Origin of the sequence: Paenilisteria portnoyi (assembly GCF_014322795.1) — a bacterium.
Lineage (GTDB): Bacteria > Bacillota > Bacilli > Lactobacillales > Listeriaceae > Listeria_A > Listeria_A portnoyi.
In genome coordinates, this window is sequence record NZ_JAASTT010000007.1 from 18,408 (window position 1) to 43,720 (window position 25,313).

A 25,313-nucleotide genomic window follows, 5' to 3' on the forward strand; every position below is an offset into this window, starting at 1 on the left:
ATTATTAATAATATTGATAATTAGTATCTGAAATATCTATTTTACTTATTATCTATTCCTTTGTATACTGTAAATATAGTCAAGAAAAGGTAGTTAACAACAATTGATGTAGCGCAATTTGCAACGGATCTTGCGGAAAAGCATGATTATGAATCTGAAAAAGTGGGCGAACAATCGGTGTCGGCGGATGTTCATAAGGCAAATCGCGGACGCTCAAATCAGAAAGTAGCGTTTTTCCGACGCCTTGCTGGAGCATAGTCAAAATTGCCTCATTGCTCGCAATCTCCATTTTTTGCGCTGGAATTATGTTTTCTTGTTGAAAAAATTGATTAGTATACGTGCGAATCCCAGAACCAGCTTCGCGCAACAGCCAAAGGTTGCTCGTCATATCGCCAGCCAAAACAAGTGAATCGTGGGCAAAAATAGTGCGCGTAATCATCGGTGCAATCATCGGCGATTCCACGAGCCCAATTTGATACTCATGCGTTTCCACCCGATTAAAAATCACCGTCGAATTAGCAATCGAGACCACAAAATCATAGTTCGGAAATTGCTTTTGGAGCTGCGGTAAAATGAGGGGTAACATATAGACACCAATCGTTTGCGAGGCGCCAATCGTGTAAGTAACCCGCGTGTTTCCTTGCAATTGCTGGATATCACTCAAACTAGTTTCCCATAAGGAATCAAGTTGTTTCGCGCGAATATAGAGTAAGTCAGCGCTTTCGGTCGGTACAGCATGATTGCGTCCGCTCCGAATAAACAGTTCGCTTCCCGTTATTTCTTCTAATTTTTGAATATGTAACGAAACAGTTGGCTGTGAGATAAATCGTTTTTCGGCGGCGTGCGTGAAATTCTTCTCTTCGTAAACCGTCATAAACGTCTGAAGCCAATGAAACATGCGCGTGAGCCTCCCATACATAAGATTTCTTATTATTATAACATGGATTTAGGAGATGAATGGAAAAATGAAGATAAAATGGCAGGAAAAAGGATTTTGGATAGGTGTAGTCGTCACGCTTGCCTGTTCACTAGCGGGAAAATATTTAGCACAAATACCTGGTTTGCAGCTTGTTGGTGCACTGGTTATCGCGCTAATACTTGGAATGCTCGTTCAACTGAGCCGAGCGCTTGTCGTCAGCGCGCAACCCGGAACGAGCTTCATATCGAATAAATTTTTGCGGTTGGGGATTATCTTGTTAGGATTCCGACTGAACTTGAAAGCTTTGGCGGATTCCGGTGTGAAAACGATTGTCCTCGCGATTGTGGTCGTCGCGTTCACGATTGTAACGGTATATTTCCTCTGCAAATGGCTAAAAGTAGACAGCACACTCGGCATGCTCACGGCTTGTGGTTGCGGAATTTGCGGAGCGGCTGCGGTCATGGGGGTGTCGCCGCAGTTGAAGGCGAAGAACGATGACGCGGTACTGGCAGTTGCGGTTGTCGCGATTTTGGGGACGGTATTTACATTGATTGAGGTCGCGTTAAAACCAGTGTTAGGTATGACGCCGACCCAATTCGGTGTCATGACTGGTTCATCCCTCCATGAAATTGCGCATGCAGTTGCAGCAGGTGGGGCAGGAGGAACGCAGGCGCTCGATGCTTCGATTATTATGAAATTATCTCGTGTCTTGTTACTCGCACCAGTGGCTTTGATTGTTGGGATCATTGCACAACGCAAAACACGAGGAACAGCGGATGAAAAGGCAAAATTACCGATTCCGTGGTTTATGGGCGGATTCTTGTTAACAAGCGCGATTGGCACGTTTATTGCGATGCCAGCAAGTTTATTAGATGGGCTTGTTTCACTGGCGTACCTTTGCCTCGGAATGGCGATGGCAGGGCTTGGTATGAGCGTGAATTTTCAAGTCATTATTCGTCGTGGTGGACGTGTCTTTCTCGCGGCTACAATTGGTTCGGTAGCGCTACTCGCGTTATCAATCACGGCGAGCAAATTATTTTTTTAACCGCAGAAAAACAGCGCATCCCCGCGAAAGGATGCGCTGTTTCTTATTCGATCACAAACTGATTATGATATAACTCTGAGTAGAAACCTTCTTCTTTCAGTAATGATTCATGTGTACCTTGCTCGATAACTTCTCCTTGGTGCAGAACGACAATATGATCCGCGTCAAGAATCGTTTTCAAACGGTGGGCAATGACGAAACTAGTACGGCCCGAGATAACGTTATCCATCGCTTTTTGGATGCGGCTCTCGGTTACGGTATCGACATTACTTGTCGCCTCATCTAGAATAAGCAGGGACGGGTTCGTAATAATCGTACGCGCGATACTAATCAATTGTTTTTGACCAACACTGAAAATGTTGTTCTCATCCGTGATTTCTGTTTCATAACCATTTTCAAGCGTCATGATAAAGTCGTGAATGTTCGCTTGTTTTGCGGCATCTGTAACTTCGGCATCTGTTGCTTCTGGGTTACCAAACACGATATTATCGCGGATTGTACCAGAGAAAAGGACAGAATCTTGCAACACGATACCAACTTGTTTACGAAGGGAAGCGAGTTTGATGTCGCGAATATCCACATCGTCAAACAAAATCGCGCCGTTATCTACATTGTAGAAACGATTTAGCAAGTTCATGACGGTTGTTTTACCAGAACCAGTTGGACCAACGAGAGCGACCATTTTACCTTTTTCAACGTCAATCGAGACATTTTTGAGGACTGGTTTTTCCGGTGTATACGCGAAATCCACGTTTTGTAGTTTCACACTTTGATGAACGCCATCGATTGTTTTCAAATCTTTACGTTCCACTTCTTCTTCTTCGTCAAAAATTTCACTAACACGACGTGCACCAGTAATGGCAAGTTGAAGCATGCTGTACTGCGACGAAATTTGAGTCAGTGGCATATAGAATTGTTGTGAATACTGTACGAACATGACGATCAAACCTAGAGCTGCGGCACGTTCGATACTACCATCAAGAGCTAGATAACCACCGAAGAAAATCACGACAGCCGTATTAATCAGTGAAATACCTTGCATCATTGGGAAAAGTAAACCGGAGTAAACTTGCCCTTTAAAGGTTGCGTCTTTCACGATGTTGTTATGTTTCACGAAGCCTTCAATTGTTTCTTCTTCCAAGCCATTTGTGATGACGATTTTTTGACCAGAAATTTTTTCATCGATATAACCGTTTAGTTCGCCAAGACGATCTTGTTGCATATCGACATATTTACGAGCTTTGCGGATAATCAACGCGGCAATGATGATCGCAATTGGAGCCATTAGCAGCGTTACAGTTGCGAGTTTCACGTTTTGTTGATACATCATGATAATAACACCAATCATTAACGCAACGTTCGACAAAACTTGTACGAGCGCTTGGTTCAGCGTGTTTGAGATGTTATCCAAATCACTTGTAAAACGACTAAGCATTTCGCCATCTTTATGTCCGTCGAAGAAACGAATCGATAATTTCTCCATTTTGCGGAACAATCCGATACGCATCCGGTTTGTCGCGCGACCAGAAACACCAGCCATCAAGATGGTTTGAATAAATGTTGCTGCGGCAAGCAAGACGTAAAACAGGATAAGCATCCAAATAATATGAACGAAATCTGTTTTGTCATCCACACCCGTTGTGAAGAGGCGTTGCGCGTAAGTTGCTAGTTCTTGAATAGCTTTCCCGATATATTCAGGAGCCTTGACTTGTAAATAAGTAGCGCCGATAATCGCGATAATAATCACGGTCAGTTGCAACTTGTAAGCTTTGAGATAGTGCCAGAAAAAGCGGCAGATACGTTTAAATTCAGTCATTACGCGTCAACCTCCCTTCCCTTTTGTGTGTCATAGATTTCTCTGTAAGTGGCACTTGTTTCGACGAGCTCTTTATGTGTCCCAACGCCAACAAGTTCGCCAGCATCAAGCACGAGAATCTTGTCAGCATGAATAACAGACGAGATTTTTTGAGCGATAATGAATGTTGTTGTGTCACCAAGTTCGTTGTTTAAAGCTTCTTTTACGAGCTTCTCACTACGCGCATCGAGGGCACTTGTGGAGTCATCGAGAATCAAGATTTTTGGTTCACCGATAATACCGCGTGAGATTGAAAGGCGTTGTTTTTGCCCGCCGGAGAAGTTATTTCCACGCTCAACGATTGGCGCATCATATACATCCGCTTGGCGTTCGATAAACTCTTTCGCCTGCGCAATACGTGTTGCTTTCTCCATATCGTCCGTCGTCGCATCCTTCTTCCCGTGACGTAAATTCTCGGAAATCGTACCTGAGAAGAGAATCGCGCGTTGCAACACAAGCGAAACTGTGTCGCGTAACGTTTGTTTACTCATTTTCTTCAAGTCCGTTCCACCGATCAAAATTTCACCCTCAGTTGGGTCGTATAATCGTGGAATCAGTTGAGCTAGAGTTGATTTACCCGATCCAGTTGCGCCGACGATACCGATCATTTCACCAGGTTTTGCTTCGAATGAAATATGTTTCAGCGCTTTTGTTTCGTCGCCTTCATATTGGAAGCTAACATCACGGAACTCCACGCTACCAATTAAATCTTGTTTTGGCGCGTTTTCGTCGTACGTAATATCAGGCTCTGTGTCGAGCACTTCACCAATACGTTTCAGCGAGATCATCGCACGAGACGCCATCATCATCATCATACCACCGATAATAATCGCCATCATAATTTGCATCAAGTAGTTCATAAATGACGCAATGGCACCAATAACTTCAGGATTGTCTTTCACTAAATCCCCAGCAAAATAAATCGCCGCGACAACCGCCATGTTTGAAACGAGCATGAATGCCGGAATCATAACAGAGAAAAGTTGTCCAACTACGATGGTGTGATGCGTTAATTTATCACTTGTTTTTGTGAAGCGTTCTAATTCATTGTCTTCTTGCACAAATGATTTAACAACGCGCATACCAGCCAAGTTTTCTTTTGCAATCGCATTGACGCGATCGATGAAACCTTGGATTTTACCAAAGTGTTTGCCCATTCTTCCAAAAATCAAGAAAACAATGAGGAGAACAAGGACAACGAGCACGATAATAATCCACCAAAGTTCAGGCAGGGTATACATCGCTAAAATAAAACTACCAATAAACATAATCGGAATTCGAGTGATAGATTGTAAAGACATCATTACTAAGTTTTGAACTTGCGTAATATCATTCGTTTGACGAACAACTAGATTTCCTGTAGAAAGTCTCTCGATATTGCTGAATGAGAATGTTTGAATTTTGCGGAAACTAGTTTCACGAATGTCGGCTCCTACACCTTGTGCCACTTTTGCGGAGAGGATGGTGTTAAGGATACCTGCGATAAGTCCGACGATGGCAATGACAATAAGTAAAATACCAATTCTTGTAATCTCGTCCATCTTATCATTAATAATTGCTTCCAGTACTTGTTGTAATAATTTCGGCTGCCATAATTGTGAGATAACCATGACGACGACGAACAACGTGGAGAGCGTGGTTTGAAGCTTGTATTTCTTCAAATGTTGAAATAAAACTTTCATTATATACCTCCTTGTATATGCGTTAAAAACCAGCACGAACATATATTCTAAACCAAATCGCGGGTATATGCAAGGGAAAAATGAAACTTTATTCTAGTAAATAGTACTTGTCATAAAACGTTCACAAAATGAAGCGAAACTTGTTAGGCTGTAGCGTTAGCTGGCACATGCATTTTGGATGATTGGATACAAAAATTGCTAAAAGGTGCATAAAAAAGCTTGCTATGAAACGGCTTTCATTTTGTATAATACGAAATAGGAATATCGACATACCAAATCTAATGTGGGATAATCAATTTTTAAGGGGTTATAGTGCATAATTAGGGAGGAAAAGGGACAGATGAATATTTTGATAGCGCTTATACCGGCTTTACTATGGGGATTCATGCCGCTAATTATTACAAAGATTGGCGGTACAACAAGGCAGCAAACGACAGGTATCACATTTGGGGCGCTTATTTTCGCATGTATTGCGTTCCTATTTACGGATCCGGTCTATACAGCGGAAACGGTGATTATTAGTTTTATTACGGGCTGTTTGTGGAGTGTCGGGCAGATGTTCCAATTGAAGTCATTTAAGCTAATTGGTGTATCAAAAGCGATGCCGATTTCGACGGGGATGCAACTTGTTGGAACGACGCTTTGTGGGGTGCTGCTTTTTCACGAATGGGATACGACATTCCGAATCGTGTTTGGATTCATTGCGTTGGCGCTAATTGTCATTGGTATTTTTATGACATCCTACGCGGAAAAAGAAGAGGCGGGACAAGCGACATTGAATCGCGGGTTGCTTGCGTTAGCCATTTCGTCAGCGGGCTATGTGAGCTACGTCGTGATTATTCAAGGATTTTCCATCAATGGACTGGATGCGATTTTGCCACAAGCGATTGGAATGGTGATTGCGGCGCTTATTATGACGGCGCGTAGTAAGGACGACCAAGAAAGCCGCTTCATTAAGAAAACAGCTTGGCTTGTTATTCCCGGTATGATTTGGGCAATCGGAAATGTGGCGATGATCTATGCGAATAGTCTTGTTGGCGTCGCAACTGGATTTTCCCTATCCCAACTCGGCGTCGTTATTTCAACACTTGGCGCGATTCTTCTATTAAACGAACGCAAAACGCGAAAAGAAATTATTTTTGTCATCATCGGCGTTGTTTTAGTCGTTATCGGTGGCATTCTTATCGGCGTGACCAAAGCCTAATCGTTTTCATTTTTTTCTAGGTTTCGATATTTTTTGACATAACTCCTGAATTTCGTCTTTTGTGTAGTAATCTTATGTATGTAAGGGACACAATAAAAAACGAGAGAAGGAATTGATAGTATGAAATTAACGAAATTCGCGATCGTAGGTATGGTAACAGTGGCAACCTTAGTAGGAACAGGTACAGGAACAATGGCTCATGCAGCAGACGGTGGAACATTGGGCTCCAAAGCAGATGTCAACTTTATTCCTAACGATACAATCACAAACCCAGTTGACCCAACAGATCCAGGGAATCCAGAAGTAGTAGTACCAGTTGACCCAGATCATCCAGCAGGTACAGCAGGCCCTCTAAGCATCGATTATATCTCTAATATTCACTTCGGGGATCAAAAAATTTCTGGTAACAATGAAGTTTACTCCGCGCAACTGGATCAAATTAAAGTAGGCGCATCAGAAACGATTAAAGATATTCCTAACTATATCCAAATTACAGATAACCGTGGATCTAACGCTGGTTGGCATTTAACAGTAAAACAAGACGGCCAATTTGTTAATGGCACATCCGAATTAGTAGGAGCCGTATTAAGTTTTGAAAATCCAACATTGAACTCCGCATCAGAAAGTGACGCACCAACAGCAACCGGTTTCTCGCTTGACCCAGCTGGAACGTCATCGGATGTTATGAGTGCAGAAGAAGACCAAGGTATGGGAACGTGGGTTGATATGTTTGGAGCAGATGCGACAGAAGCCGCAGACAGCATTAAACTAAGCGTACCAGGTAAAACTTCAAAAATTCCAGGTCAGTATGAAGCAACCCTTACTTGGGAACTAACAGATACTCCAGCTTAAATAGTTTTTCATCCAACTCAAAATAATACATTCCCTATAAGAATAGATACTAGATTTATTATTTCTCTAGTATCTACTCAATAGGGAGTTTTTTGTTGTGTTTGGAATTTTACCTAGTAAAACGCTCATTCTTTTTGTTTAAAAATACATCTAGTTGTTCAAAGTCTTTTTTTACAGGAGGCATGTTCCAGACGAGGGTGTCTGCTGTGATGCCAGTTTCTTCATAAAAAGGGAAGTCGCTGATGATGAGATCGATGTGCTGCATATGTTCGTGGGAATGCAATTCATCACAAATGATAATTTGATCTTCTGAATATCGCTTCCGTAACTCTGTGCGTAAATATTCTTCCCAAAAATAACCGTTCTCTGAAACAATTTTTACATGAAGTATCCGATATTGTTGCTCCTGTTGTATCACGATGTTATAGAAATCTGTTAGATAGTGGATCATCATGGCCTTGTTAGAGCGAATATAGCGGTGATTTGGATTCGTTTCAAAGCTATTCAATACTGTTCTGATTTTTTGACTAAGCTCGTGTTTATCAGGAGCTACGTGCGTATATGGCACCTCTGGTAGAGTATTCATTTTATCAATAAAGAGGAAGCGCGTTAGAAAATCAATCGTTTCCGCTAAAATATGCGTTGTATTATGAATATGATACACCTCTAAAAGTTTCACCAAATCCTGGGCCAATTCATGCTTATGAGGATTAACAAGCTGACTTTTTCTTACTCGTACTTCTGCCTGTCTTGCATCAACATAAGAGAAATTTGTCCAAAAGCACATCAAGACATTGACATAGCATTCGTGTTTAGACAACGGAGAGCCAATAATATCCTCCAAAATCGAATAATCAACCGGATGAAACTCCCGTTGCGCCTCAGCAATACTTTTCCAAGAGTGGAGGTCAGCTTGAGTCATCGTATAGTGATAACCTTGCTTCACACGCTCCAAGCAAACGGCAATCGCAAGCGCATAATTTATCCGAGCAGATAGCGAAAAATATATCCCAAAACAACTTTCCACCGTCTTAATAAAGTCATTCACACGCGCATACGGTATTTCCGGAAACGGCCACTTTGTATAAGGATAAGAACGACTATAAATCTGAAAATAATAAAAACGCAAGCGAATCTCGGTCCCTTTAATATCAAGAGGTGTCGTCTCCAAAACAAGGCGGCTCTCGGCAAGATACGTATCAATTTGACGAACGCGGCGATACATCGTTGGCAAACTACTGAAATTCTCTTCTGCCCAATCGGTTAAGTTTTGTCGTTTTCCCGCAAAGATATCTTTAGAAATTAAATACATATACGAATTACTGACGGTCATGGCATATAAATAGGAGAAATTCACTTGCTCCCCCACATCAAATAACACATAGTATTCATCTTCATGAACATAGGCAATCGCCGGATCAAAAATTTCTTGCAAACTTTTGATATCGCTATCCAGCGTCTTAATAGAACAATGTAGCAGCCCCGCAAGTTCTTTCTTCGTATAGTTCTGTTCTGCTGTAAATAAGATGTGTAACAGTCTTAGCTTCCGATATTCCGAAGCAATAACAAGGTTTTTCATACGTAAACACGCTCCTAAGGCATGACTTTCTATTACGCTCAATATAGCACCATAATGGCGATTTGTCATTTTTTTTCACTAAGCAAAGTCAAAAGTTTCTCGATTGAAGAACTTTTTGATAATAATCGCATTTTCGTATTTTTATGTAGTATTCTTATAACTGTAAGAGGCACCGAGAATAGGCAGTATAAGCAAATCTCAGGTACCTAACGAAAAATTCTTCTTCTGGTCATCCCCCCGACCAACCTAAGAAAACCGGCTGCACCAAGCAGTTATACTATCTCTTCACAAGTTCCCCAGAAACAATCTTCACAAACCAACCCAATACACGTAACTATAGAAAAAATTTAATTAAAGGAGGTGAGGTTACCCACGGCGACACAACATCTAGAATGAACTGTTAGTGATGTATGACAATTCAAACGGTAAGCAAGATAAGTTACATCAAAAATGTGATAAATCTGCAAATTTAGAGTATAGCAATAAAAATACCCTTAAATAAGTGAAATTTGTTACCAAAAAAATGGACATCATTTTGAGTAAAAAAGTAGCAAAAATAAAGAGAAGTACAACGAAGACCGCAAAATGAAGCAATAAAAGCAAGAAAATATTTATTTTACACCACATTACTAAAAGATAAAAATGCATCATAACTTAGTAATATCTAGTATAAGAAAGATTAATTAAAGCAATACCAGAGTTTCCATTAGTATTAATCAGAATTTTTAAAACAGTCAAACTCTAATTTTGTTAGATTTAACAAAGGTTTCACCCGCGCACTATAAAAGTATAATAGTTTACAAATTAAAATGGATATATCGTCCAACTACATTTCTTTTTAGAAGAAACTGGCGATTTACAGAAAAAAACATCGCCAAGTGACTCTAAAATACTGTGATATAATCCAATCAGCACGAGTGAAGTAATGAATTTTACTTTGAACAAATGACTGCAGGGACTTATTCCAGAACATAAGGAAACACTACTTCAGATGATTCTATATTTTTAATAAATATAAATGAGAATACAGTTTCTGTTGCAACTTAGGGGGTGTTTATTATGTGAAGGCAACACAGTTCACGCAGAGAAAACAGACAAATAAACAGTTTAAGGAAGAAGGAGAAAAATAAACATGAAAAATGAACAAAAGGGACCAATTAACGTACTATCTAAGGCGTCGGTCATGAAAGCTGCAAAATCACTTTTAGTAGCTACAGTTATTGCAAGTCAAGTATTTACAGTATTACCAGCGGGGTCATTGGCAGCAGAAGCAACAGGGCAAGATATAACAACACCAACATTGCCAACTGCAGATCAAGCAGCAAACAAAATTGCAATTGCACCGATGTCATTAGCTCTAGACAATGGGGTAACAGAACGACGTGCGCAAGTTTCAACATTTGCAGAATTTAAAGCAGCAGCAGAATCTACAACAATCAACGTTATCGAAATCACTGGTAACTTCCAATTCACAAGTAACGTAGCAATCAACAGCAACATCCGCATTGAAGGTAACGGCTATGCAGTAACTGCTGGTAGCTACCAAATGATTATGCGTTCTACTTCTACTATCGATGTACAAGACTTAAGCATCTCAAACGTTGGAACTAAAGGAGTATTCACAGGGTATAACTCAACTGCAGCACCAACAGTTAACTTGACGAACAACGTACAAGTATGGGGAATGATTATGGGTGGATACGGGAAACTTTCTCTATCTATCGCTGGAACAAACAATAAAATCGTCAGCCCAGACCAATACGGTATGGACGTTGATGAATTAGTCATCGAAGACAACACTCGCATCGAAGAATTATCAGCTTTAAACACAGCGGTTAAAGTTCGTTCATCAGGTAACGTGGGTATTGGCGACAACGCTTATATCAATATGAGCTCAAACAAAGGTTACGCATTTGACGCATCAACTAGTGCCGTTGTTATTGGTGAAAACACAGTTTTGAAATCAGCATCTAAATACGGAACTTTAAGAGCAGCAACATTGGTTGTTAAAAATGGCGCTGACTTAACACTAGCATCAGGCGATGTTGGTAACGGTATCTATGTATCTGGAAATATCACAATTGGCGATAACGTAAACCTTAAAGCAACTGGTACAGGTACAGCCGTTTATGCATACAACACAGGAGCAGCAATCGTTGTAGGTAAAAACGCTAATATCGATATTGTAAGTGACAACGGTCATGGTTTCTATGGTAATGCAACAATCACATTCGGTGACGGTTCATCCCTAAAATTAAGAACACAATATAAAGGTATTTACTCAGCAGGAGCAGCAGCAATCAATTTTGGTACTATATCTAACCAACCAAAAGCAGCAGCAGATCGTGTAAAAATTGATATCGATTCTGCAATTGACTATGGTATCTACTCTGGCGGACCAATTCTTTTCGGTGATGACACAGAAGTTAATGTAAAAGCAAAATCCGGAGCCATTTATGCAGCAGGAAACTCACGCGTAAACTTTGGTGCAAACACACAAACGACAATCTCATCTTCAGCTGGTAGAGGTATTGATGCTGGTGGCGTGAAAATCGCTGATAACTCAAGTATGGATATTAAAGCCTATGTAGATGGTATTTATACTACAGATACAAGCGGTGAAGGTTTATCAACAGGTAAAAACGTCAACTTGAACATCACAGCATCTAATCACGATGGTATCTACACAACTAAAGATACAACTTTTGGAGCAAATAATACAGTCGTTATAAAAGCATTGAACAGCCATACGTTTCACTCGCTTTCTGGCTCAGTATTGAATATCTCTCCTGACTCAAGTTTTGACTTATCTGGAACAGATGGTATTAGACAAGAAGGTGGCGCAGCAGCAGCACTTAATGTAGGAACAAACTCAACAGTGAAAATTGCAGCGGCAGACTATGGTATCTATACTACTGGTTCTGTAACGTTTGCCACTGCTTCAAAAGCTAACATCCGTGCTGCTTCAAAATCAGCAAAACCAGCAGTAAAAGCAAACGGTGTTGTAACATTCCAAAAAGACACAATGGCGTATGTTGAATCACTCTATCCATCATCAACAACATCTGTATTTGACTTAAGTGGCGCAACAACTTCTAAGTTAGTGCTTAACAGCCCTAAATTTATTGACTTCCGCCAAAACAACAACAATGCCACAACTAAAACGGGTCATATTGTGAAAGGTGCAAGCACTACAACAGTTGCTAACCAATCACGCGTAGAAATCAACAACGTTAAAAACCTTATGGCTTGGAATCACGGAACAGACTGGTCTAAAACACCAAATGCTGAATGGACTGACACTGACGCAGGTCGTGTTACGCTAGCATATAAAACTGGCACTGTAACAACAAACTACTATGGTGGTGTTGCAACAGGAATGGACGGATTCACGCTATTCGATTACACGCGTCTTTCAACAGAAGGATCAAGTGCTATCGCTCGTCCAGGAGTTGACAATATCTACACTAACTCGAAAACAGTAACTGGTACTGGTGTGGCAGGTAACGATATCATTGTTACATTCCCTAATGGAACAACTGGAAAAACGACAGTTAAACCAGATGGCACATGGACATTGGACGTACCAGCAGGCGTTACACTTGCTAAAGATCAATCGGTAGTTTCATACCAAACAAACGGTGTAAATGACAGTGCAAACGTAACAACAAAAGTACAAGAAGATTTACGCGCACCAGCAGCTCCAATCGTTAATGACATCAAAGAAGGCGACACAACTGTTAAAGGTAAAGGTGAGCCAAATAAAGACATCACTGTAATACTTCCAGACGGAACAAAAGTACCTGGTAAAACAGATGCTAACGGTGACTTCACGGTTACAGTTCCAGCACAAAAAGAAGGCGATGTCGTTAAAGTAACACAAAAAGGTGACAATGGTGTTGACAGCCCAGAAACATCGAAAATCGTACAATCAAACCAAAAACCAGTCATCACAGCAGCGAACAAAACAATTAAAGTTGGCGACACATTCACTCCACTAACAGGTGTAACAGCAACAGATAAAGAAGACGGTGACGTAACAGCTAAAGTAACGGTAACAGCAAACAACGTTGATACAACAAAAGCTGGCACTTACAACGTAACTTACTCAGTAACAGATAAAGATGGCAACAAAGTAACAAAAACAATCACTGTAACAGTAAAAACGAACGAAAAACCAGTCATCACAGCATCTAATCAATCAGTCAAAATGGGTACTACATTTAACCCATTAACAGGCGTAACAGCAACAGACAGCGAAGATGGTAACCTAACAGCTAAAGTAACGGTAACAGCGAACAACGTTGATACAACAAAAGAAGGCACATACAGCGTAACTTATTCTGTAACAGATGCAGATGGCAACAAAGTAACAAAAACAATCACAGTTACAGTAGAAGATCTAAATGGTTCAGTACTTCCAAACGTCTTCTATCTAAATGGTGACACTTATCTTGAAGGAACTTATACAGGTAAAGTAGCTAAAGTGAAACTACAAGTAAATGGCGTAGACTTCACAACAGTTGCCGTAACTAACGGTGTAATCCGCTACTACGCAAAAGATAAGATTTTGAAACTAACAGATGATGTTAAAATCCTTGCTTACAGCGCGAGCGGCAAGCTTATCGAAATGAAAAAAGTAACAGTTTTAGACGCAGCAGCATTAAAAGGTACTGTTGTTCCAGTAACATTCAACTTAGGTAGCGATCTACGTGTAGCAGGAACATACACAGGCGACATCAAAAAAGTAGCCTTGTCTGTTAACGGAACACTTTACACAAGCGTAGCAGTAGCAGCAGACGGAACATTCACTTACTACGGAAAAGACAAAATTCTAAACCTAACAGATGATGTTAAAATCATTGGTTATAACTCAGCAGGAACAGCCGTATCTACAGTGAAAGTTAATATCCAAGATTCAGGAGCACTTTCAGGAACAATCAAAGCAACTGACTTTGCAGTAGGTAGTGATCTACGTGTAGCAGGAACGTACACAGGCGGCGTGAAAAAAGTAGCCTTATCTGTTAACGGAACAGTATACACAGGCGTAGCAGTAGCAGCAGACGGAACATTCACTTATTATGCAAAAGATAAAGTTCTAAACGTAACAGATGATGTTAAAGTATTAGCTTACAATTCTAATGGCGATCTTATCCAAACAGTTAAAGTTAATTTAACAGATTCAGCAGCACTACAAGGAACTGTAACACCAGTGAAATTCACTATCGGAACTGATTTACGTGTAACAGGAACATATACAGGCGGCGTGAAAAAAGTAGCGCTTGAAGTAAATGGAACAGTATACACAGGCGTAGCAGTAGCAGCAGATGGCACATTCACTTACTATGCAAAAGATAAAGTACTAGCAAAAACAGATGTAGTGAAAGTACTAGCATACAATTCAGCAGGGACATTAATTGATACAAAAGTAGTAGCACTTACAGATTCAGCAGCACTTCAAGGTAACATTTTCCCAACAACATACACAATGGGTGATCTTCGCGTAGCAGGAACATATACAGGCGGCGTGAAAAAAGTAGCGCTTGAAGTAAATGGAACAATTTACTCAGCAGTTGGTGTAGCAACAGACGGAACATTCACTTACTACGCAAAAGACAAAGTACTAGCAACAACAGATGTAGTGAAAGTTATTGCTTACAATGCAAACAATGACGTTGTAGACACAAAAACTGTCGCAGTAACAGATGGTTCATCAACAGTAACAGGTGACATTTTCCCAGCGACATACAAAATCGGTGATGCTCGTGTAACAGGAACATACACTGGTGCTGTGAAAAAAGTTGGTCTAGAAGTTAACGGAACAGTATTCGCTTATGTACCGGTAGCAGCAGATGGCACATTCCAATACTACGCAAAAGACAAAATTGCAGCGGACACAGACACTGTAAAAGTTATCGCTTACGATAGCACAAACACAGTAATCAAAACACAAACAGTAACACTTACAAAATAAGACAAAACAAGAAGCGGTTGGCGAGGGGACAAAGTGTTCCCTCCCAGCCATGCTTCATAAAAGGACGGTAATGATGATAAAAAAAATAGCAATTTTTGGACTTACAATTCTAACTGCAACGACACTAGTAGCGTGTGGCAACCCTGATACGAGTACCGATAAAACGCCAAAAACAGAAGAAAAAGCAAAAGATAGCGTATCTACTACTAAGACAGTAGACAACATCGATATGAAAATCGCAAACTTAAAGCTGACGGAGAGCGGCGATGGTAAACAAGATATTTTGCAAGTAGAAATGAATATTCAAAACAACAGTAACACATCATTTGCAATTGGCGGTGGCGATTTCAAGCTAAAAACAGCTAAAGGCAAGGCATTGAAAGTAGATCCACAAGCAAGTAATTTCGGTGATGAAATAGCAGCAGGAAAAACACTGACTGGAAAAGCATATTTTAACTTACCAAAAGGTACAGAAAAAGCAACATTAGCTTACCAACCAAAAGATAAAGCCCAAGCAGAGTGGGAAGTTACGATACCAGAAAAAGAATAATCTTTTTCTCGATGGACAAAAAAACTATAGATAATTAGGAGTGCTATATTTTGAAAATTTTAGTTATAGGTTTAGGATATATTGGATTACCGACGTCTATTATGTTTGCTAATCATGGACAAGAAGTGGTTGGCGTGGATGTAAGTGAGCGAGTAGTTAAGTCATTGAACAACGGAACGATTCATATTGAAGAGCCAGGTTTGCAAGAAGAGTTGGACCGTGCCATCCAAGCTGGCAACTTCCGAGCTAGCTTGCAAGCAGAAGAAGCTGATGCATTCATCATCTCCGTACCAACACCAAACAATAACGATGCATTAAAATCATGTGACTTATCCTATGTGAAATCCGCAGTCGTTTCAACATTACCTTATTTGAAAAAAGGGAATACCATGATTATCGAATCCACTATTGCCCCGCGTACAACCGAAGACCACATCTTACCACTAATCGAGCAAGCTGGTTTCATTGTTGGAGAAGATATTTTCTTAGTACATTGCCCAGAGCGTGTATTACCAGGTCAAATTATTCACGAATTAATTTATAACAACCGCATTATCGGTGGTGTAACCGATGCTTGTACAGAAGCAGGAAAAGCGGTTTATGGCGTTTTTGTAAAAGGTGAATTGATTTCCGCAAAAGCATCTACAGCAGAAATGTCCAAACTAATGGAAAATACGTATCGTGATGTGAATATCGCACTAGCTAATGAACTTGCCAAGATTTCCGCAGACTTAGGAATCAATGCACTTGACGTTATCGACATGGCAAATAAACACCCTCGCGTGAACTTACATTTCCCTGGCCCAGGAGTTGGTGGACACTGTCTAGCTGTTGACCCCTACTTTATTGCCGCAGCCTCTCCAGATTATTCCCCGCTTATCCAACAAGCCCGCGCTATCAACACATCGATGCCAAGTTATATTGTAGCACAAGTAAAAATGATGATGGAACGCGTAGCAGGTAAGAAAATTGCAATCTTTGGCTTAACTTACAAAGGTGATATTGACGATATTCGTGAAAGCCCAGCCAATGAAATCTGGGAGATGTTACTGAATGAAACAAGTTATGAAGTCGTTGCACATGATCCACATGTTGATGCTCCTTTTGTTGAGAAACATAGCGAAAAAGCAACAGCTAATGCAGATTTATTATTAATATTAGCTGATCATTCAGAATTCAAGGCATTAAATCTCGATAATATCGCCAATATGAAGCAGCAAAACGTGTTCGACACGAAGAATATCGCACAAGAATTAACGGCTGCGAGTAGCTATACCCACATGGGGAATATATCCGAAGTTTCTCAATATCCAGTCGAATCCAAGGTTCTTTCTGTATAAAGGAGTCGAAATGGAAAATAAGGAACTGTTAGAACTACTCGATGCCAACTTTATGTCAACCAGTGAAGCAATTGAAGCCTTAGCAGTATCGAAGCAATGCTTTCATTCGCTCGTCACACGAAATAAACTAACGAAAATAAAAAAAGGCTCCTGTGTCTTATATTTTCGTTATCAAATAGAGGATAGAAAAAAACGCCAAGAAGATCTGAGGAATAAGTACCGACCATACGGTGTTTAGCTGGTACGGTAAAGGCGTGAAATCTAGCCAGAAATGGGAAGCTCAATGAAAAAAATCTTAATTATTTCACAAAACTTTTATCCTGAAATCGGTAGTGCGGCGAATCGAATCAAGTTCTTATTTCAAGAACTGTCGGAGTTTAACCAAGTAACACTCATCACTACTGATCCGCGATACCCGAATCAAAATTTGTATAAGCAAGGCGATTTTTGGGAAGAAGGCTTGGATGAAACACACGTTATCCGAGTGAAACCGCGCACGAAAAAGTATGCCAATAGCATTATAAAACGATTTCTATTTTATCTAGAAGTCATGTGCCAATTCATTCAAGCCATCATGCGTCAAGGCAAAGATACCGATACGGTTTATATCTCAACACCGCCGATTTCAGTAGGCGTTGCGGGACTGTTCGCTAAGCGTTTTTTAAAGACCAGGTTAATCGTAGAAGTAAGAGATTTGTGGCCTGAGACTCTGCTTGGTGTCAAACGTTGGAATAATCGTTTCTTTCTACGTTTTGCCTACTGGCTAGAAAACAAAATTTACCAAAATGCGGATAAAATCGTGGTCAACAGTGAGGGCTTTGTAGACTACATTGTTGGAAAAGGTGTTCCAAAACAAAAAATCCACTTCATTCCGAATTCCCTAACAGAAGCAGAGTTTGCGTGTAGCGCTAGCCAGAATAAGCCAACGAATCAAGAAACTAAAACGATTATTTATACAGGAAATGTCGGCTTAGCGCAAGAGATGGAGGGCTTCTTTGAACTAGCAGAACGTTTCAAAACAAACGAGGCTATTACATTTAAAATTATTGGCTATGGCTTTAAACTTCAAGAAATTAAGCAGCGATTAAAACAATACCAGCTGGCCAATATCACGGTTCTTTCCCCGCAGAAACGCGCACAAGTTTTAAAAGAAATTGGAAAAGCAGATGTGGCGTATGTGACACTTGTCGATCACCCTATTTTTGAAAAAGTACTACCTGGTAAAGTGATTGATTACATGGGTATGGGCGTACCAATTGTCGGAAATGTGTCAGGATACAGCAGCCATGTCATTGAAAAAGCGAATTGCGGCTATACATTCCAACATAGTCAAATCGATGAGATGTATCAAAAAGTAAAAGAACTCATTGAGGATCCAGAATTGGCGCAGCATATTGGACATAACGGCTACCAATATGCGTATCAGAATCATCGCTGGCAACAAAATTTCAAGAAAATGGAGGCTGTAATTAATCGTGACAACTAAAGTCGGTATGTTTGTATGGAACTATTTCACCAATGATGCACGGGTTTTACGAGAAGGCACAGCCCTTAGTGAGGCTGGATATCACGTGGATTTAATCGCAATACACCAAACCGGATTACCAAAAGTAGAACAGCAAAATGTCAATTTCCACGTGTACCGAATGTCTCGTAAGTTACCATTCACTCCAATCCTGAGCTGGTTTAAAAACAAGAAATATTTACTCGGAATACTTGTACTACTGTATATCATTGCTTGCTTTTATTGGCCATTACTCTTCCTCTTATTACTCACTCTCCTCTTTTTTACAAAACCGATGCGAACGATTATGTTTCGAAGTGTTGTTTTTTTTCGGATGGTAGGCGCAGGTTTTCGTCAGCGATATGATATCTATCATGCCAATGATCTAAATACGTTGTTACAAGCTGTGATTTGCGCGAAATGGTTAGGGCGAAGCAAACTCATCTATGACTCGCATGAAGTTCAGACGAGTAGAACGGGATACGATAGCCCTTTATACGGTATCATGGAACGTTTTTTACTACGATTTGTGGATGTTTGTATCCATGAAAATCACACACGTGCAGCTTACGTGGAAGAACGCTACGGTTTTTATCCAGAAGTTGTGCATAATTATCCATTTAAGCAAGAACAAGATGCGGAAATGACAGTAGACTTACATCAACAACTAGAAATACCACGCGAAGAACCAATCTTACTATATCAAGGTGGGATCCAGGCAGGGCGAGGGTTAGATCGATTAATAGAAGCCGCTCCAAACATCAAGATGGGAACTATTGTTTTAATTGGAGATGGACGCATAAAGCCAACACTCAAAAAGATGGTGGTAGAGCGGAATTTAGAAACCCGAGTGAAATTTATGGACAAAGTGGCATTAGAAGCTTTACCAAGCCACACAAAAGAAGCATACCTAGGATTCCAAATACTCAATAATACGTGCTTCAACCATTACTCCGCCTCATCGAATAAATTATTTGAATATATCATGAGTGGCGTTCCAGTAATTGCTTGCGATTTCCCGGAGATAAGCCGTGTCGTTAAAGGATACGAGGTTGGCTTAACTGTCAATTCACACGATTCAGAAGCGATTGCTAAAGCTGTCAATGAGCTAGTTAGTAATCCAGAGAAAAGAAAGAAATTGCATCAAAATTGTTTGGAGGCACGTGACGTTTTTAATTGGGAGCAGGAAAAGCTGATTTTTCTAGCTCTATACGAAAAAATAGTAATAAGGAGTTAAAGCAATGACGAATGCAGAACAGCAAATAAAGCAATTGAAAGAAAAGATCACAGAGCAGGAGCAAGTCATCCAAAAAAAGCAGGTAGAAACGACCGCTTTCAAGAAGAAAATATATGATTTGCTTGGAGAACAGAAGTCGGCGCTGGAAGCCTTAAATATGAAGCTAGCAGAACGACAAAAAGAAGTACAAGAACAAAAAGACAAATGCGCCAAAGCAGTGCGTCAATTCGAACAAATGAAACAGCGTTATGAACGTCTGAACGATTCCAAACTTGTAAAAATATCACGAAAGTATTGGGCTATGAACAAGAACACCAAGGCTAAAGGAGAGAACCAATGATCGACATTAATGCGCTGTACGAAGAAATTGAAGCTGTTCAAAAGCAAATATTGGACGATACAAACCCAAATATTGTCGACGTGAAGCAATTAAATACGATCGAGAATTGGCATAATCCTAGCAAAAAATTAGTGACCTATGAACAAAATGGGCATCTGTATATCTCAAGCTCAGATTCCAGTTTTGACTACCTGACTTTTCTTGAAAATAACAATGTCTTCACGAGGGAACCAGAACATGGTATTCCGGTCCTACCCAAGGAAACCCTAGAACTTCATTTTGAAGCAGAAATGATGGGGGATGTTTCCGTGAAAATGGCATTGATTGAATATAACCATTCTGAAAAATGTAACGTTTCGTTTTTCAATCCAAATAAAAAAGTTACAATTCATTTGTCGGAAGAAACAACACAAGTACGACTAGCATTAAAGATAACGCATTCCGGCGTAACAATAGTAAAACACATGCAATTAGAGCGTATCGTGGCGAGTGAAGCGAGCAGACAAACAATGGCTTATATAGCACCAAGCCATGCACCAGCGATTAAAAGTTTGAAAGATTTACAAGTAGCCTGCATTTTTGATGAATTCACGCGTACTTGCTACGAAAAAGAAGTACAACTTTTGCCGATTACGCCAACAGATTGGCGTGAAGTATTGACCGAAAATCGTCCGCATTTCCTATTTGTGGAGTCAGCCTGGAAAGGGAACTACGGCGCATGGGAGTACAAGATTGCCACTTACAATAACCAATCAAAGGAAGAACTTTTTGATCTGCTAGATTGGTGTAAGGAGCAAGGAATCCCGACTGTTTTTTGGAATAAGGAGGATCCTATTCATTTTGAAAAATTTATTGCAACGGCAGAACGATTTGACTACATTTATACGACAGATGCTGACATGATTCCGAGATATCAGGAGCGTGCAGGACACACCAATGTATTTGCGCAGAGTTTCGCGGTACAGCCATCGATGCATAATCCAATTGCTTTGGTAGAGCCACGTATCGACAAGATGTGTTTTGCAGGTTCTTACTATGGTAACAGGCATGAGGAACGACGCAAGGATATGGAGGATGTACTGGATGTGGCGCTTGATTATGGTTTAGCCATTTATGATCGTAATTACAGCAAACCGTTGAAGGATAAGGCGATGTTCGAGTTTCCCGAGCGTTACCAACAAGCGGTTCTTGGAAGTTTACCGTACAGTGAAATGGAATTGGCATATAAAGGCTATAAATATATGATCAATATTAACAGTATTAAGTACTCGCCGACGATGTTTTCGCGTCGTGTATTTGAAGGATTAGCCTCTGGGACACCTGTTCTCAGCAGTTATTCGAAAGGAATTCGCCGTCTTTTTGGAGATGTCGTGATGATTTCGGAGGATACGGACAAGCTACATGAACAAATGCAAGCCATTACGAATGATGACCAGATATATAATCAAAAATCACTTGCAGGGATTCGCGCAGTTTACCGGGAACACACCTATCAACACCGTTTAGCGAGCATGTTAGACGACCTGAAGATAGCCGTGCCGACGTTTACAAAAAATGTGACGGTGGTTGCGGTTGCCCGTTCGAAACAAGCATTTAACAAAATTTTGAAGCAGTATAAAGCTCAAACCTATCAAGATAAAAAGCTAGTCGTATGTGTCACGATGTTTGATGAGGCTATCGATATAATGAATCAATATAATTCAGGCGATATCAGCGTATTTGTCCATAGTTATATGGCCCAATACAACAAAATAACAGAAGTCATCGATACGGATTATGTAGCCTATTTCTCAGATCGTCATTTCTACGGAAAATATTATCTAGAGGACATGATGCATGCTGCGCTTTATAGTGAGGCCGACTTCATCGGGAAAAGTGAGGCGCGTTATGAGTTTGTGACAGATCTTCATTTCCAGAGTAGCTTGATTGCAACTCATTGGCATTTTGGAAAAAAGTTACCGACACTACTGCGTGAGATGGAGCAGGATGCATCGATAGCCCCGCATTTGAAACAAGGCGCGCGATTATTCAGTGCGGACACCTATAATTTCATGCGAGATGGCAACGAAATAAAACCAGAAGAACGACAGCAGATCGAGATTTAGGAGGAATAGTGTGAGAACTTTAAAAGTGTTAGTGTACGGAGATGTGGATTTGAATATTATGGACGGGTCCGCAGTATGGCTTACCTCGATGGCCGGAATGTTGGCTACAAATCCAGATGTCCAGACGGAAATCTTGCTAAAAGCACGCGTCAAAAATACACTATTAACCGACGAAATGGCAGGGTACCCAAATGTGACGACGATTCAGCCCTACGAGGATTTGGAAAAACGCTCTTTTGACAACGGAAACCGAATGAATGTTGCGGAAGCAGTGCGAGTGATGAAGGAACTCGATGCTAAAAATCATTATCATGTAATTATTGTTCGTGGTTTTGATTTAGTACGCCAGCTGATGAAAGAATCCAAATTAGTAGAAAAAACAGTCCCTTACATTACGGACTTTAATCATACGCTTACTCGTTCATCACGAAAAGAACGCGCAGAGCTAGGCGAAGTATACAAACGGTTTCCAAATATTTTCATGCAAACGGAGCCAATGAAACAGGCCTTCATGCGACTCATGAATGTGGGCGGCGAAAAAATTCAAATTCTATTTCCGATGGTACCAAATGGGACGGTGGAACCGAGTTTTCGAAATAAAAATGATCGCTTAGTTTACACAGGAAAATTTGCTACGGATTGGTATACGGAAGAAATAGTAGAAGCAGCATCAGAACTAGATGGAAATATAACGGTTGGTATTGCTGGAGATAAATTTCAAGGTGAATTAACGGCTAAAAAAGAGCAGATTATGCAACAATTCACGGAAGAACCAAAGATTGATTGGCGTGGAGCGATGTCACGTTCGGCTAGTCAACAATTTATTGAAGACGCAGATGTTGGCATCAGCTGGCGCAGTGAGGTCATTGATAACGATGAGTCAGTAGAATTATCTACGAAGTTGTTGGAATATGGGCACCTTGGCAAACCTGTTTTAGTAAGGCGTACCAAAATGCATGAGGATTTGCTTGGCAAGGATTATCCACTGTTTGTAGCAACCAAAGAGCAATTTATTGAAAAAGCAACACAGAGTTTGAACGATAGCACATTGTACGAACGGGCTGCACGTATGACATATGGTGCGAGTCAACATTTCACGATGGCAGCTTCTTACAAGCGTTTAAGCACCTTCTTATGGAGCTATCAAAAAGACAATATTCGCATTGTATTTGCAGGACATGACTTGAAATTTTTGACGATGGCGATTGAAACGTGTGAGGCAAATCCTCGGTTAGAGGTAAAAATTGATACGTGGAAAGGACATGCAACCCACGACGAAAAAACGAGCCAGAAACTACTAGATTGGGCAGACATTATTTTTTGTGAATGGGGCTTGGGAAACGCCGTTTGGTATTCGAAGCATAAAAAGCCACATCAAAAACTAATTGTTCGGATGCACTTGCAAGAGCGTGAAACAGAACATCCAGCAAACTATACGATGGATAACATCGATCAAATCATTGCTATTTCGCCTTATATTTTTGAAGAGTTCCACCGCGTTTGTGGGATTCCGCGTGAGAAGATGACAATGATATATAACATGATTGACACAGCGCAATATCGTCTCAAGAAAACAGTTGACAGCCGTTATAACATCGGTGTTTGCGGTATTTTACCGAGTCGCAAACGCTTAGATTTAACATTAGATATTTTAGAAAAACTATGGCAGAAAGATAAGCGTTACCGTCTTTATGTGAAAAGTAGAATGCCGCAAGATTTACCGTGGTTGATGCAACGTGAAGATGAAAAGGCGTACTATGATGCTATTTTCAAACGGATAGAGGATGCACCCTGGAAAGATGCCGTCATTTTTGATGAGCATGGGGATGATGTTGCTGAGTGGATGAGAAAAATTGGTTTTATGCTATCAACAAGTGATTTTGAAAGTTTTCATTTGGCACCGATGGAAGGTATGGCATCTGGAAGTGTACCATGTGTCCTTCATTGGCCAGGAGCAGAAACGATTTATCCCGAAGAGCATATTTTTGAGACGACAGAGGACATTGCGGAGTATATCGAGTCATACAAGCAAACGCCTGACAAAAAATTAGAACTGCGCCTTTATCCACAAGCCAATTTTGATAAAATGATTATTTGTAAAAAACTAGAAAACGTGATAATGGAGGCTTTCGTAAATGGAGAAACTAGCAGCAAGCTTTGAGATGGAAACAACAACAGGAAAAATACCAGTGCAATATCGTATTGCTACATCGAATCCGGTAAGTGAATATCTCCTTGTATGTTTTGCAGAGCTAAATGATGCTGGCGAACCGTTTGATTATTTAGGAGAAGCCAGTAAGACGTATGACCAGCATCGACTATTTCTGATGCCACCTGCTAAGGAACATAACAAAATCACGCAGGCACAATATGAAAAAACTGTGAATGAGCTCGTGGAATCTGTTGCAGAGAAACTAAAAGTGAAGCGCCAAAACATCATGATTACGGGTTATGGTGAAAGTGGTGCAATAGCCATTTATTTTGGCTTGCGATTTCATTACAACCACACGATTGCCGGCGATCCACAAACTTTGAAAAATCACTATCAGTTTTATCAGAACGTGGTCAAGGCATCCTTGAAAGGTAATCAACGAATCGATAAGCTATTCGCACAGCTCCATATTGAGGATTTTAATCGACCGCATGTTTATTTTTACAGTGGTTCTAGCTCTCAAAATTATCAAGAAGAGACAAAATACATGCTAGAAGTCTTAAAAGAGAAACAAGTTTTGAGTAAGATTTGTCGCCAACGTAATATTGGCGTAGCTGGTTTTCCAAGCTTTCTTGAAAAAGAGCTACATGAGCATACGAATCAGTTGGCTTGTAATGAAATCATTGCTTGGCAAAACGACAATAAAGTGCTCGCCGAATGCGTCTTACCCCAGTACTTAATAGAAGATAAGCGCATTGAATTTGCTTATTATTTCTATAAAATCGGGGAACAAGAGGCGCTGCACAAAACAAAGTACCAAACAAGCGCCCAGTATCGTTACACAGCGGAAGACGGCGGCAGTTATTTTGTTAAAGTATTCATTAAGCGAAACAAAGAGACAATCACAAAAAATTCAGGAAAAATTCGCATTACTGTCGCGGAAGATTTCTAAAATGATAATGGAAAAGGTGAAAT

General features: G+C 40.4%; 16 protein-coding genes. 12 read left to right on the forward strand and 4 right to left on the reverse strand.

The annotated features are described in order from the left end of the window. Positions 1 to 79: 79 nt before the first annotated feature. Positions 80 to 898, reverse strand: coding sequence for a LysR family transcriptional regulator (locus HCJ66_RS06385; RefSeq protein ID WP_187132368.1), 819 nt, complete (start codon positions 896 to 898; stop codon positions 80 to 82). Between the two features lie 67 nt (positions 899 to 965). On the opposite strand from HCJ66_RS06385, the gene HCJ66_RS06390 reads away from it, so the two are divergent. Further along, complete coding sequence (locus HCJ66_RS06390; RefSeq protein ID WP_187132369.1) at positions 966 to 1,964, forward strand: YeiH family protein; 999 nt, start codon at positions 966 to 968, stop codon at positions 1,962 to 1,964. A 43-nt stretch (positions 1,965 to 2,007) separates the two neighbouring features. On the opposite strand, the gene HCJ66_RS06395 is transcribed toward HCJ66_RS06390, so the two are convergent. Both HCJ66_RS06395 and HCJ66_RS06400 read right to left on the reverse strand, forming a co-directional pair. Further along, entirely contained in the window at positions 2,008 to 3,780 is a 1,773-nt protein-coding gene (locus HCJ66_RS06395) for an ABC transporter ATP-binding protein (RefSeq protein WP_181676257.1), read from the reverse strand. Next, on the reverse strand, positions 3,780 to 5,501 hold the full coding sequence (locus tag HCJ66_RS06400; protein ID WP_187132370.1) for an ABC transporter ATP-binding protein: 1,722 nt from the start codon (positions 5,499 to 5,501) through the stop codon (positions 3,780 to 3,782). Before HCJ66_RS06400 ends, HCJ66_RS06395 begins: the two co-directional genes overlap by 1 nt. A gap of 340 nt (positions 5,502 to 5,841) precedes the next feature. Between HCJ66_RS06400 and HCJ66_RS06405 the strand changes: the two genes are divergently transcribed. Both HCJ66_RS06405 and HCJ66_RS06410 read left to right on the forward strand, forming a co-directional pair. Further along, on the forward strand, positions 5,842 to 6,705 hold the full coding sequence (locus HCJ66_RS06405; RefSeq protein ID WP_187132371.1) for a GRP family sugar transporter: 864 nt from the start codon (positions 5,842 to 5,844) through the stop codon (positions 6,703 to 6,705). Positions 6,706 to 6,825: 120 nt separating this feature from the next. Next, the gene (locus tag HCJ66_RS06410) at positions 6,826 to 7,557 is read left to right on the forward strand and encodes a WxL domain-containing protein (RefSeq protein WP_187132372.1); all 732 of its coding nucleotides are present in this window, start codon (positions 6,826 to 6,828) and stop codon (positions 7,555 to 7,557) included. Between the two features lie 109 nt (positions 7,558 to 7,666). Here HCJ66_RS06410 and HCJ66_RS06415 read toward each other — a convergent pair whose 3' ends face one another. Further along, the gene (locus HCJ66_RS06415; RefSeq protein ID WP_187132373.1) at positions 7,667 to 9,136 is read right to left on the reverse strand and encodes an AcpB/EbpR/MafR family transcriptional regulator; all 1,470 of its coding nucleotides are present in this window, start codon (positions 9,134 to 9,136) and stop codon (positions 7,667 to 7,669) included. Positions 9,137 to 10,268: 1,132 nt separating this feature from the next. Here HCJ66_RS06415 and HCJ66_RS06420 point away from each other — a divergent pair. The 9 genes from HCJ66_RS06420 (at position 10,269) to HCJ66_RS06460 (ending at position 25,290) form a co-directional block, all read left to right on the forward strand. After that, positions 10,269 to 15,110: an immunoglobulin-like domain-containing protein gene (locus tag HCJ66_RS06420; RefSeq protein WP_187132374.1), complete on the forward strand. Its 4,842-nt coding sequence runs from the start codon at positions 10,269 to 10,271 to the stop codon at positions 15,108 to 15,110. A 73-nt stretch (positions 15,111 to 15,183) separates the two neighbouring features. Next, on the forward strand, positions 15,184 to 15,660 hold the full coding sequence (locus tag HCJ66_RS06425; RefSeq protein ID WP_187132375.1) for a DUF4352 domain-containing protein: 477 nt from the start codon (positions 15,184 to 15,186) through the stop codon (positions 15,658 to 15,660). Between the two features lie 50 nt (positions 15,661 to 15,710). Beyond that, positions 15,711 to 17,000: a nucleotide sugar dehydrogenase gene (locus HCJ66_RS06430; RefSeq protein WP_187132376.1), complete on the forward strand. Its 1,290-nt coding sequence runs from the start codon at positions 15,711 to 15,713 to the stop codon at positions 16,998 to 17,000. A 283-nt stretch (positions 17,001 to 17,283) separates the two neighbouring features. Next, a complete protein-coding gene (locus HCJ66_RS06435) occupies positions 17,284 to 18,486 on the forward strand; it encodes a glycosyltransferase family 4 protein (protein ID WP_187132377.1) in 1,203 nt (400 codons plus the stop codon). Then, positions 18,473 to 19,741, forward strand: a complete 1,269-nt coding sequence (locus HCJ66_RS06440) for a glycosyltransferase (RefSeq protein WP_187132468.1) — start codon at positions 18,473 to 18,475, stop codon at positions 19,739 to 19,741. Before HCJ66_RS06435 ends, HCJ66_RS06440 begins: the two co-directional genes overlap by 14 nt. A gap of 4 nt (positions 19,742 to 19,745) precedes the next feature. Next, a complete protein-coding gene (locus tag HCJ66_RS06445) occupies positions 19,746 to 20,081 on the forward strand; it encodes a hypothetical protein (protein WP_187132378.1) in 336 nt (111 codons plus the stop codon). After that, positions 20,078 to 22,186, forward strand: a complete 2,109-nt coding sequence (locus tag HCJ66_RS06450) for a CgeB family protein (protein WP_187132379.1) — start codon at positions 20,078 to 20,080, stop codon at positions 22,184 to 22,186. The genes HCJ66_RS06445 and HCJ66_RS06450 overlap by 4 nt, the downstream gene beginning before the upstream one ends. Before the next feature lie 10 nt (positions 22,187 to 22,196). Then, complete coding sequence (locus HCJ66_RS06455) at positions 22,197 to 24,347, forward strand: glycosyltransferase family protein (RefSeq protein WP_187132380.1); 2,151 nt, start codon at positions 22,197 to 22,199, stop codon at positions 24,345 to 24,347. Beyond that, the gene (locus tag HCJ66_RS06460; protein WP_187132381.1) at positions 24,322 to 25,290 is read left to right on the forward strand and encodes a hypothetical protein; all 969 of its coding nucleotides are present in this window, start codon (positions 24,322 to 24,324) and stop codon (positions 25,288 to 25,290) included. Before HCJ66_RS06455 ends, HCJ66_RS06460 begins: the two co-directional genes overlap by 26 nt. Positions 25,291 to 25,313 lie beyond the last annotated feature (23 nt).